The sequence below is a fragment of the Chitinophaga filiformis genome (assembly GCF_900102545.1).
Lineage (GTDB): Bacteria > Bacteroidota > Bacteroidia > Chitinophagales > Chitinophagaceae > Chitinophaga > Chitinophaga filiformis.
This window is the reverse complement of the sequence record NZ_FNBN01000005.1, coordinates 277052-289887: the sequence shown is the minus strand read 5'-3', so window position 1 is coordinate 289887 and position 12836 is coordinate 277052. Positions and strand designations below refer to the sequence as shown.

Here is a 12836-nt window from a genome sequence, read left to right as displayed (position 1 = left end):
TTACAGGATGTTAATTAAGATCTGCTGTAGAAAAAGTCTCTAAGCTCTTTTGCAAACAGATCAGGAGCATTCAGCGCCGCGAAATGGCTGCCTTTTTCAATAATATTAAATGATTGTGCATTTACTTTCCTCTTGACCCATTCTATCGGGAAAGGGGCTTCTCCCGGGAACAGGGATACGCCGGTCGGAACTTCGACTTTCATGTCTGATTTAAGCCCTGTAGTCCATGCAGCCTTACTTTCTTCGGCATATGTCCGGATAGAGGTATTAATAGTATGCGTAACCCAGTATATCATGATATTAGTGATCAGCTCATCTTTAGTGTAGTGGTCGTCAAGGTTTTCAGGTTTCCCGGACCAACCATGAAACTTCTCCACGATCCATGAAGCTAATCCTACGGGAGAGTCGTTTAAGCCATAACCTAATGTCTGTGGTTTGGTAGTCTGAATCAGGTTAAAAGCACCTTCAGCAAAAAACCATTGTTGAATAAAGCGGCCAAACTCCTGCTCCGGACCTGACATTGTTGACCAATCTTCACTCCCATTCGGATAGCCGACATCCGTGATATGAATAGCGGAGACCAGCGAAGGGTATTGATTGGCCAACGACTTGCTGATCGTTGAACCAATATCTCCCCCAGCGGCAAAAAACGACTGATATCCTAAAACATCTGTCATTAACCTGGCCCATAAACCTGCAGTTTTATCGCTACTCTGGGGAATACGGTCAGAAAACCCAAAACCAGGTATTGAAGGTATAACAAGGTCAAAGGCCTGCTCTGCATTGCCACCATAACTTGCAGGATCTGTCAGCATTGGGATTACCTTATGGAACCTGTAGAAGCTATCGGGCCAACCATGTGTTAAGATCAATGGTTTGGCATTTTTCGATTTCCCCTTAATATGTATGAAATGAATGGTAATACCGTCTATTGTTGTTTTAAACTGGGGAAATTTATTCAGCGCCGCTTCCTGCGCTCTCCAATCATATTTATGTTGCCAATGATCTACCAGTTCACGTAAATAAGTTGGGTCTGTTCCATAATTCCAACCCGCATTTTCCGGTTCATCCGTCCAGCGTGTTTGCTGTAATCTTGTTGATAGATCGTTCAATACTTCCTGTGGTACAGCTATTTTGAAAGGTGTGATCTGCGTCATTGTCTTTTTTTTAACAAAGGTAGCCGCCTGTGGCCTGCCCTCATTGTAAAAAATTTACCTACCCCCATAGGCTAGGGATGATCAGAAGGAGGTTGTAAGATCATATCTGCAACCAGTTGATTATCTGCCACTTCAAGTTGCGATAGTAAATATTGTGTTGGTTTGATGCCGGTAAACTGTGAAAATTCCTTGATAAAATGCGCCTGATCAAAATAATCATACTCATTAACAATAGTCATCCAGTCTGTTTTTCCCTTAAAGGCCTGGATATCTCTGATTACCTTTTGGAATCTATGGAGCCTTTGCAGGTATTTGGGCGAAAAGCCAGTGTGTTGTTTAACGACGTGTATCACATGTTTCTGCGAGTAACCGGATTTCTGTACCAGCCAGTCTATGGGTTTGTCAATGTTTTTATCAATAAATTTTGCCAGAGAATCTTTAAAACGCTGGTCGCCGAGGTATTGCAGGAAATAGCTTTCGATCAATCCGAATAGTTGACGGACATCATTTGTATTGATGAGTTTTTGATATAAATGCTTAAAGGAATTGCCTAAAAGCAATTCGGCCTCGACACAAACCGGCTGTATTGCCGTTATAGGTATCTTTGTCAATGCATAGAAGCCTCCGACTGTAAAGCGTATACTAATAATAGTTGATGCTGTTTGATTCTGATATAAGATAGCCTGTTTTTGGGTTCCTGATATCCACGCATTTTTCATGATCATCTTTTCCTTCCGGTCAGTATCGAGAAATGCAATATTGATAGTTTTTTCCTGTAGCTCAATGACAAGATTTACACCCTTATCCGGCAGTTCCTTAATATATGGGATGTTTGCTGTTGAACCACTAACATACACGATATGTTGAATGTAGTCAGACAAAGGAAGGCATGGTATATGTTTATGGAATAGCATAGCAACTATGGATGATCTCTGCCAATTAAATACCTGGTTGCCTAAATATAGCTGATTTATCCCTTAAGACAAGGTTTGATAATAGCTTGATAACAATATCAAAAAAATATTGTTAATGTCCAGCCACTGGTTACATCACCATTTGCATCGGTTACAGCGAAATTTCGCAGGTTAATTACATAACCGCAATTTTTGAGTTTATAGTTTTCGTTCTCAAGATTAAAATACTTCAGATCAATTTTTTACTGTTTTTGTTTTTACAATTTTCATAAAGATGGCTCCTGAGGCGCCGGAAAGAGTAAGGAAGAAAATTGATACTTGACAACATTATGATATCTACCTTTGTAAGGGTATTTTACAATTGAAAAAGGGACTTATGAAGAAAATAGGATTTTTATCGTTCGGACATTGGTCCAATCATCCAGCCTACAAAACCCGTACGGCGAGTGATACATTGCTTCAGTCCATTGATCTAGCCGTTGCCGCCGAAGAAATCGGTTTAGATGGCGCATATTTCCGGGTACATCATTTTGCTGCTCAGTTAGCATCTCCGTTTCCTTTGCTTTCGGCTATAGGCGCCAAAACAAGCATGATCGAGATTGGAACAGGCGTGATTGACATGCGTTATGAAAATCCCCTCTATATGGTGGAAGATGCGGGTGCCGCTGATTTAATTTCGGGTGGGCGATTGCAGTTGGGAATCAGCAGAGGTTCGCCGGAACAGGTAATCGATGGGTGGCGTTATTTTGGATATGAACCTGCTGCCGGAGAAACAGACGCAGATATGGGGCGCAATAAAGCGCTGCAATTTTTGGAAAAGCTCAAAGGAGTCGGGTTTGCCCAGCCTAATCCATTCCCGATGTTTCCTAATCCACCAGGTTTATTACGACTGGAACCTCACTCTGAGGGATTACGGGAACGCATCTGGTGGGGCGCTTCTTCTAATGCGACAGCCATCTGGGCAGCAGAAAATGGAATGCACCTGCAGAGCTCTACTTTGAAACTGGACGAAAGCGGTAAGCCTTTTCACATCCAACAAGCGGAACAGATCAGGTTGTACAAAGAAGCATGGAAAAAAGCCGGGCATCAACGCGAGCCAAGGGTTTCGGTGAGCCGGTCTATTTTTGCGCTGATGAATGATCAGGACAGATATTACTTCGGGCAGGAAAGCAATAGAGTCGATAAAGTCGGTAATATTGAAAAAGACCAACGCGCCATTTTTGGCAGAAGCTATGCCGGTGAACCAGATCAGCTTATCAGGGAGTTGGCGCAGGACGAAGCTATCAGGGAGGCAGACACGCTGCTGCTGACGATACCCAATACATTAGGAGTCGAGTACAATGTACACGTACTATCTTCTATCCTGAAACATGTTGCACCCGGATTGGGTTGGCGTTAATTTTTTAAACTATCCGAAGCTAATTATTGAAGTATCAGGAATGCAACATCAAGACAAAGAACCAGCCGAAGAGCTACGTGAGGTCATAAAAGGCTTTTGGTATGGCAGCATTGACTTCACCGCACTACCATCAGGCTTTGAGATACTGCCTGACGGCTATACTGAGATAATTTTCTGTTTCGGAAGTGCCTTCAGTCTTTCAACCAGAGAAGGTTTGCAATTATTGCCATCACCTTTTCTGGTTGGGCTGCTTGGCCAGCCTATTCTTTTACATGCAGCAAACCGGTTAGAAGTCATTGGTATAAAGTGTTTCCCCTGGACCGTATTTGATCTTCTCGGACTACCGTCAAATAAAGACGGTGTCCGCATATTCGAACATCCTATTGCCGGCCTTCAACCTAAACTGGAAAACTTGATTGAGGCTGGCAACATAGAAAAAGCGTTGGCAGAGGTAGAGCAGTATTTCCTCAATGTACGTGCCCAACTTGCTACCAATAGTATGCTATTCAAAGCGGGAGACGTCATGAGGGAGGCAGGTGGCAACATTCCGGTAAGCCAGATAGCTGCAGTAGCTCACGCCACGGTCCGTACCCTGGAAAGAAATTTTAAGCAGGCCAGCGGGCATACCGTCAAAGACGTTTCCGCGCTGATCCGCTTTGAGCAGGCCCGGGATAAGTTATGGTGCTATCCGGATACCAACCTTGCCGATCTGGCTGAAGAACTGGGCTATACAGATCGCCCTCATCTCAACCGGGAATTCAAACGCTATAGTAACACTACACCTGCAGCATTTGCCCGGGAAATTAAAAAAAAGAAACAGACTATCACCAGCGATTTTGTCGCGTTTATACAAAAGTAGTTCCAGTGGCATTCCGGAATTTTGTGCATCAAAATCGCATAAAAAATGGAATCATTAAGAGTACTTGTTTCAGGTGCAAGTATAGCCGGGCTTTCAACTGCCTATTGGATGAACAGATTAGGTTACAAAGTAACTGTTGTTGAAATGGCCAACCAACTACGAACCGGGGGCGTAGCTGTTGATGTCCGTGATAAAGCCGTGGACGTCGCTAAGCGTATGGGAATTTTTGAGCAGTTGAAAGAAAACAGACTGACTACGGAAGTCTGGGAATTTAAGAATGCCGACGATATAACAGAAGGATCGATGATGCTCAGTGGTCAGGATACGCAACCTCCCGACGATGAAGACGGCGTCGAAATTGATCGCGAAAAACTAGTGAACATTCTATTCGATACGATTAAACATGATGTTGAATTTATCTTCAATGATAGTATCGCAGAGTTAAAGGAAACAGAAACTGAGATAATAGCTATTTCTAAGAATGGATTGCAACGTTCATTTGACCTGGTATTTGGGTGCGATGGCTTACATTCCGGCGTAAGAAAAATCTGGTTTGGCGATGAAGCTGAATACTCCCGCTTTCTACAAATATACTTCTCCGTTTCGACCGTAAACAAACTGCTAACTAAACCCAACACCAGTCAAATGTATAATGTGCCGGATAAGGCGATTATGCTTAACACTTACAGCGACAAGACGGCTATCGTTTTTTCTTTCTTTTCAGAAAATGAAATCCCTTATAATTATCGCGACGAAGAACAACAAAGAAAAATTATCCGGGAGCAATTCGCCGGACAAAGCTGGAGAACGACAGAATTACTGGAAGAAATAAACAATGAAGAATCTTTTTACTTCGACAAGATCTGTCAGATCATCATGCCTTCATGGACGAAAGGTAGAGTAGCCCTCGTTGGCGATGCAGCCTATTGCGCTTCACCGGCTTCAGGATCCGGTGCATCACTGGCAATGATTGGAGCTGCGACATTGGCTGATACTATAGAAAAGCACAATGGAAACTTTGAGTTGGCGTTCCAGGAATACAACAACATTCTACGGCCCTATATTGAAGAGATTCAAACCACCGCCCGGATAAATATAGTAGAGTCTTTCGTACCCCGAACAGAAGAGGCTATCCGGAAGAGAAATGCGCAAACTACTCCTTTCTAACATTTAATGAGTAGAGGACGATCCTCTTCTCTTCGCTAAAGGGGCGGATCATCATAAAGATGTTTTGTCCCTTTTCCATTTCATCCATATTACTTAACTTTCCCATATTACCATTTTTCAAGTATGCCACGACTTTACCTCATTTGCCATTTGCTTTTGTTACTGTTGTCTGTTCCCATCTCTGGTTTTGGACAAATACAATCATCCGGCATAAATCGGATATACAATGAGAATGAATTAAAAACCGATCTACGGTTTCTGAGAGCAAAAATGGAGAAACTACATCCTAACCTTTATCGTTATACACCTAAACCAGCATTGGACGCCTTTTTCGACAGTCTTTACAATTCCATTGACAAGCCTATGCGTGAGCAGGAATTCTTAAGTCTGATTACCTTGCTGCACTCTAAAATTGACGATGGACACACTATGTTTCTGCCTAGTGAGGCGACTACTGATGCCAATAACAGCACAGGCAGATTTCTTCCGTTCTCATTGACATATACAGATGGAAGGCTTTATATCATTGAAAACTGCTCATCCGACACCAGTATTGGAACAGGAGAAGAAATTATAAGTATCAACGGAGAAGATATAGCTGCTGTCATGTCACGGCTCATGGCAAGACAAATCAGGGACGGGTACAATCAAACTTATCCGGTCTGGATACTGAATCATTATTTTGCAGCGTACTATAGTTTCGCCTACGGCCACCCTCCTCAATTCAACCTGGAGCTAAAGGACAATAAAGACAGGCGTTATAAAAAGCAGATAGAAGCCCTGACAAAAGACAGCATACAATTCTTCCGCCAAATCCGGTATCCCACTGTTGAAAACAGAGGAATTACCCTGGAGGAAAATAAGGACAATGCAACTGCCATCCTGACTATCAGCAGCTTTGATGCGGACTTGCTTGGAGCCATTTACAAACAAGGCTATAAATACGCGATAGACAGCATTTTTGCCAGGTTAAAACGTGATCGGATCTCAAATCTTATTCTCGATCTACGTGATAACCAGGGAGGGGATTTTGAGCCCGGTCGCTACCTTCTGTCTTATTTACTGGCCCACCAAAGCCGTTACTTATTGCAAGGGGAAGAAGCGAGATTGCTTCAACCCAAAAACAATCATTTTACAGGAAAGTTATTTGTGCTCATTAATGGCGGTAGCTTTTCCAACACTGCAATTGTCAGCGCCTGCCTTGAACAGGCCCAAAGAGCTATTTTTATAGGGGAAGAAACTGGTGGCAACAGGTCTGTCATCAGTGGGAACCCAACAGAAATATCATTGCCTAAAACGCAGATAAGAGGTTTTATTTCCACTACTACGTTTCAGATTACAACTGGTATTGGTGATGGCCACGGCGTCTTACCTACCTACCAGGTTCTTCCTACTATAACGGAAATCTTAACAGGAAAAGATATGGCAAAGGCACTTGCACTAAAGCTCATATCAAAGCAATAAGATTATAGCGACTTCCTGCATCCAGGTCCTGCATATTCAACAATACTATTGTTTGATGAATTTCAGCACCTTATCTGTTCCCTTTGATTTCAGATGTACGAAATACACACCAGCCTTCAGTCTGTCAACTGCGACAGATGTTCCAAAGGATGACACCAGCAATTGACCTGAGCTACTATATATTTTAATACCTATAGGATGTGTAATCCCTCCTATATAAAGTGTGGTCACAGCCGGGTTAGGATACACTGAAATATCCTTTATATTGTCTTTCCTCATGGAGCTATCCGTCGTGGCCAACATCGTTGCCCCTGGACGAACTAATTTCCACTGTCCACTGATTTGATTGGCATCCGTCCATTGCTGAACATTCCCTCCATTACTGGTACTGAAATTGGAAACCTCCACCAGTTTACCACTATGTTTTGCTACTATCTTATAATAATCGTTATCGACAGGCACCATAAAAAATTGTTGATTTGCTCCGCCAACATAGCCCCATTGTTGTACATTGGCGCCGTCTGCAGTGCTAACTTCGGATACATCAACCGACTTTCCGGATTTGACACAAATAATCTTATAGACATCATTGCCTAAATGAGTAAAGGTAAATTGCTGATTAGTTGTACCCATAAAGGCCCATTGCTGGATATTACAACCATCCTGCGTAATCTGATTATCATCAACATCCATATACAAATTACTGAAACGGTTCTGGAGGTAATATGTACCTGATATAAGATTTACTTTCCTCACCTTATTTGTGCTCTGTGCCAGGTTTACGATAGGATCTGCACTGAATACATTAGCACCATCAAGCGGTGAATAAATTTCGAGGCTCGATTTCAGCAAATTACCATCCACCATTGCGTTTATTTCTTCAGCAGCCATACCGGAACGATGGAAGAGTAAGGTGCTGTAATTTGCCGCCGGGGCATTTGATCCATTCAGGTCGAAAGAAGTCGTAACAATTTTTTCAGCTATCGATCCTTGTAATACCTTATCGACATAAAGCAAGGTTTTACCCATGGCATAATAGTGTGTCAGCGTTACTTTATGCCATTGGTTGTCGTTAAGCACAGTAAGTCCCGGAATACCGGCCGATGAAGCCGAAGAATAATCCATTTTACCCGAAGCATTGATCACTAACTTATTCTGGCCTGCAACTGTACTCATCTCTACCACCTGACCTGTTGATGAAGTTTGTATGTTATAAGAAAGGGTAAACGAATGAAGAATTTCTTCCGGCTTAATCTGCAGCTTATAACCGCTGGCCGGACTCAAACCCAGCGACGTACCATCTATCATATAGGGCTGGGATTTCCCTGCTTTTAAGGCATCGAACAAGGAAGGTACAATTGCGTATTCGAACTCAAGATGCCCGGCATCGTTGGGATGTAAATCGTCACTTTTGTAACCCGTAGCCCATCTACCTGCTCCATTGTCCAGCGCTCCTAACAAATTTACACTGGCCACATTCCAGGAATGAATCAGTAGATTCATTCTCTTAATATAATTGTATTCTGTAGCGGTGTAATCTTCACGGCTGTAACAATTGGTTATAATGGGTTCGATACCTTGTTGCCTTGCTTTATTGATAAGCAACTTCAAATTATCCCTGAATTGATCGAATGTTGCCTGTCCGCCTGTCGTAATGCCTTCATTCCCCAAGGAAAGTGCATAAATAACATATTTGCTGCAGAGGGGTATTAAATCTTTATCCCAACGGTTTATAACATTAATGGTATTGTTGCCGGGGACTGAAATATTCGACACATTCCATGGTTGCCCTACCCCACTATTGGCCCGGGCAGTCAGCAACTGGGCATATAGCTGGGCGTATCCCTGATTGTTAGTGGCGCCGGTTCCTGAGGGGACAGAAGATCCCATAATGGCCACGCGGGTAATATCTTTTGCAGGACAACCGGGCTCAAATACAACCGGATCGACCTGATTCATTTTCATAAGGCCTAAATAGCCAAACGATCCTTCAGCTCTGGTTACTGTAAGGTTTATGTGCCCATTATCATCAGGCATTATTATGTCTGTGGTCAGGACAGTTTTTGTATTCCCATTGTAACCTGCTCCTCCTAAATCGGTCCCTGAAGTCTGCAGATTTCCGTTGTAGAATGTAGCACCCGTCAGTGAATATGTGGTGACTCTTTTTTCAGGATCATTCCGGCTTCCAAACAAATTAAAAACGTAACCTTTTGTTTTATCCAAGCCCCTGATAGAAAGACTGGAAGATGCTGTTGTGTGAAAATAATCCTGCGTAGCTGTAGGAATAGCAAAATCACCTAATAAACCGGCATCTGGTGATAATAAACCTCCGTTTTGAATGCCATTGGAAGAAAATCCGGAAGTAATTTTTATATATGCCCCGATGGGTACACTTGCTTTATCTGCCAGATTTACCTGAGCAGCTGTGGTATTGGTGTTGGTTACGTTGTTCCAGTAATTGCCATTGATATCCGGACTGGTGGTGATGTTGCCATTAGTAACATCATTCGGTCCGAAATCGACATACACTGTTTTCAACGCCGTAACGGGTAGTCTGACTTCTTCCATTTTCAACGCACCGATATAGCCGAAACTACCAAGTTCTCTTTTTACCGTAATGGCTATCTGGCCTTTTGCATCGGGGGCAATAGTACCGGTAGCTACAATGGTGCTATTGTTACCATTGTATCCTGTTCCACCTAAATTCGGTCCGGAGGTTTGCAGTGTAGCGGTATAGGTCGTTTTACCAGTAAGTGTATAGTTTGACTTGCGCACCTCGGGATCATTCCGGGTAGCAAAAAAATAAAACACATACCCTTTGCTAACGTCCAAGCCCTTAATTATAAAAGCCGCGGTATTATCCGTATGAAAATAATCCTGCGTAGCAGTATTAATCGCAAAGTCCTTTAATAGTGCCGCATTAGGCGCTAATAAACCGCCATTATTAATACCATTCGAACTAAATCCGGAGGTAATGTTTATAAACGCACCGGATGAGGCGTTCCTGCTTGTTAGCAGATATACCGAAGGGGCTGTCGTACTGGTATTGGTTACATTGTTCCAGTAATTGCCATTGACGTCAGGACTAATGGTAATGTTACCATTAGTAACATCATTGGGTCCGAAATCAATATAAAAGGTTCTGAGAGTCTGGGCATACGTATTAATCGTGCCAAGACAAAGCATCAATAAATAAAAGAATAGTTTTTTCATAGAGGATTCTGATTTTGAGGGAGTCTTAATATAAGAATTATTTCATTTCATGGTTTGGGATATCAGGGAAATTATTAAAGCTGATACAAAGTGGAAGCCTGTATGGGAACTAATTGGACGGATGTCGTTGGCTTCCAGATAAGTGTCATAATGAGCCCTTCTGGTATAGAAAGCGGCTAATATAGAACCAGATTGCTTGATCATGAAAAATGTTGTACTTTTCTCTCCTTATCCTTCAGGTAACCAGCCTAAAAGTTCCCATGCTAACCAATTACCACAATACGTCGGGAGAAGTACTTAAATAAATAACACAAAACCAGTCGGACTGGAGAATGCATATATAAAATAACTAAGTTATGAACAGGCTATTGTTGCTTTCCTGTTGTATGATCGGGTGTTTACTGCAATGCCTGGCACAAAAGCAGCTGCCCTCATCTGTGGTCTTACAACAGTTGATAAAAAAAGAGCGTCCTGATACCGCCGAAATGCGTGTGTTGCTGGACGCGGGATACATATATGTTATGAGGCCGGGTACAGCCCCTGCTGATATGGACAGCGCTGCCTTATACGCGGAAAAGGTGCTGACATCTTCCATAAAAGAAGGAGACAAAATATGGGAAGGCCAGGGCTGTTTGCTCTATTCAAATATCCTGCGTGAACAGCACATTACCGGGAAAGGGAAAGAGTATGCCCTGAAAGCGAAAGATATCTTCGAAAAATATCAGCAAAAGGATTATCTGGCAGATACATATATTGAACTGGCAAACTACTACGGAGTGGAAGCCCGTGGAGATATTGATATAAGGATCAGTTATTATAAGGAGGCCATCAAACTTTACAAAGAGGCAGGCCAAAAGGAAAAACAGGCGCATACCCTTTATATGCAGGGCGACCTCTATAATGTTATAGATGACTTTAAATCATTGACAGAGACATTGGCTCAATCAGTAGCCCTTTATGATGAAATTAAAGTAGAACCCGGCGCAGATGTATACTCACTGCTGGGAACAGGCTATAACCGCTTGGGGGATTTTGGTAATGCACTGAAGTACAACCTGCTTGCTGTAAAAGTGATCGAGTCCCTGAAAGATACTATTGATACACACGCTACTGTTTACAACAGGCTTGGACTTCTTTATTACTATATAGGAGAATATAAGGAAGCATTAAAGTATTATCAGAAAGCCTGGCCAATAGCGCTTAAATTCAAAGATACGCCTACATTGCGCACCCTGTCCATCAATATATCGGCCGGTTATGCAGCAATGAAGATGGCTGACAAGGCCCTGGCAGTGATGAAAGAAGCAGAACGCAGCTATCCCGCCACAGACTTTGCGGAGAAAACATGGATGTCGGTATTCATCGCCGGCTGTTACATGGATCTTAAACAACCTGACGCTGCCCTCCCTTATATACGCCTGGCACATAAAAACAGAGACCAGTTGCCTGAAATGTTACAGGCAAGTGTGGACGATATTGACGCCAGATATTATCTTGTAAATGGGGACTATACGAAGAGCCATCAACTGTCTTTAAATGTGATGACTGTCGGCCTGAAATCGAAGAGTCTGAGCCTGCAGTCAATCGCCCATATGGATCTATTCAGAGCCGATTCCGCTATGGGTGATTACAAAGAAGCTCTTGAACACTATCGCAAGTATACAATTGTTAAAGATTCTTTATTTAACATCGCTAAGACAAGACAGATAAGTACTTTACAGGTACAGTTTGAAACAAAACAAAAGCAACAAAGCATTGAACTACTCACCCGTACATCACAACTACAACGCGCTGAACTAAGCAAAGCCCTCATTATCAGGAATGCGATCATCGCAGGGGCAAGCACACTTGCCATCATGCTGATCATCATGCTGGCGCTTGTATATAATCGTTATCAGCTTAAACTGCGCAGCAACCGGCAGATGGCACAAAAACAGGATGAGATCAATGAGAAAAACGAATCTCTTCAACATCTCATCTCCTCCCAGAATAAACTGCTGGGAGAAAAAGAATGGCTGGTAAAAGAGATACATCACCGCGTAAAAAATAACCTGCAGATAGTTATGAGTCTTCTGAACACACAGGCCGCATTCCTGGACGATAAAGACGCCCTCAATGCTATCAGGGAAAGCAGGTATCGCATGCAGGCAATCTCTCTCATTCATCAGAAGTTATACCAGTCGGAGAATATAGCGATGATAGACATGAACGCCTACATCAAAGACCTTGTTGAATACCTGAAAGATGGTTTTTCTGGTGTCAATAAAATCCGGTTCGATCTTCAGGTAGCCCCGGTAAAACTGGATGTATCACAATCTGTTCCTATTGGGCTGATCCTTAATGAAGCGATCACCAATGCTATTAAATATGCATTTACGGGTAATGGAGTTATAACGATTTCTCTACAGGAGACAATCCCCGGCCAGCTGACACTTATGATAGCAGATGATGGTATCGGGCTGCCTGTCGAGAGCAATAAGCAGTCTATGGGAATGATGCTGATGAATACCCTCGCTGAGCAATTGGAAGGAACGTTGGATATACAGAGCAGGAATGGAGTGGTTATTACAGTCAATTTTAAATACCAGGAGAAACAAGGTCTTACTGAGTCCCTGGAACTTAAAGAGGAAATGGAAGATTATGTTTGAAATTGTGGTTGTATC

8 protein-coding genes are annotated in these 12836 nt (G+C 42.7%); 5 read left to right on the top strand and 3 right to left on the bottom strand.

Annotated features, from left to right (window positions below):
• Positions 1 to 14 precede the first annotated feature (14 nt).
• Positions 15 to 1157 (bottom strand): epoxide hydrolase family protein, encoded by a 1143-nt coding sequence (locus tag BLR32_RS21305; RefSeq protein ID WP_089834875.1) that lies wholly within the window; start codon positions 1155 to 1157, stop codon positions 15 to 17.
• Positions 1158 to 1228: 71 nt separating this feature from the next.
• Positions 1229 to 2071, bottom strand: coding sequence for a helix-turn-helix domain-containing protein (locus BLR32_RS21300; RefSeq protein ID WP_089834874.1), 843 nt, complete (start codon positions 2069 to 2071; stop codon positions 1229 to 1231).
• A gap of 376 nt (positions 2072 to 2447) precedes the next feature.
• Here BLR32_RS21300 and BLR32_RS21295 point away from each other — a divergent pair, with 376 nt between their 5' ends.
• The 4 genes from BLR32_RS21295 to BLR32_RS21280 all read left to right on the top strand — a co-directional run bounded on the left by BLR32_RS21295 (position 2448) and on the right by BLR32_RS21280 (position 6960).
• Complete coding sequence (locus tag BLR32_RS21295) at positions 2448 to 3470, top strand: LLM class flavin-dependent oxidoreductase (RefSeq protein ID WP_089834873.1); 1023 nt, start codon at positions 2448 to 2450, stop codon at positions 3468 to 3470.
• Positions 3471 to 3510: 40 nt separating this feature from the next.
• A complete protein-coding gene (locus BLR32_RS21290; RefSeq protein WP_089834872.1) occupies positions 3511 to 4329 on the top strand; it encodes a helix-turn-helix domain-containing protein in 819 nt (272 codons plus the stop codon).
• Positions 4330 to 4374: 45 nt separating this feature from the next.
• Complete coding sequence (locus tag BLR32_RS21285; RefSeq protein WP_089834871.1) at positions 4375 to 5496, top strand: FAD-dependent monooxygenase; 1122 nt, start codon at positions 4375 to 4377, stop codon at positions 5494 to 5496.
• 363 nt (positions 5497 to 5859) lie between these two features.
• A complete protein-coding gene (locus BLR32_RS21280) occupies positions 5860 to 6960 on the top strand; it encodes a S41 family peptidase (RefSeq protein WP_176842374.1) in 1101 nt (366 codons plus the stop codon).
• A 45-nt stretch (positions 6961 to 7005) separates the two neighbouring features.
• On the opposite strand, the gene BLR32_RS21275 is transcribed toward BLR32_RS21280, so the two are convergent.
• Positions 7006 to 10173, bottom strand: a complete 3168-nt coding sequence (locus BLR32_RS21275; protein ID WP_089834869.1) for an RICIN domain-containing protein — start codon at positions 10171 to 10173, stop codon at positions 7006 to 7008.
• Between the two features lie 356 nt (positions 10174 to 10529).
• Here BLR32_RS21275 and BLR32_RS21270 point away from each other — a divergent pair, with 356 nt between their 5' ends.
• The gene (locus tag BLR32_RS21270) at positions 10530 to 12821 is read left to right on the top strand and encodes a tetratricopeptide repeat-containing sensor histidine kinase (RefSeq protein ID WP_089834868.1); all 2292 of its coding nucleotides are present in this window, start codon (positions 10530 to 10532) and stop codon (positions 12819 to 12821) included.
• The last annotated feature ends 15 nt before the right edge of the window (positions 12822 to 12836 follow it).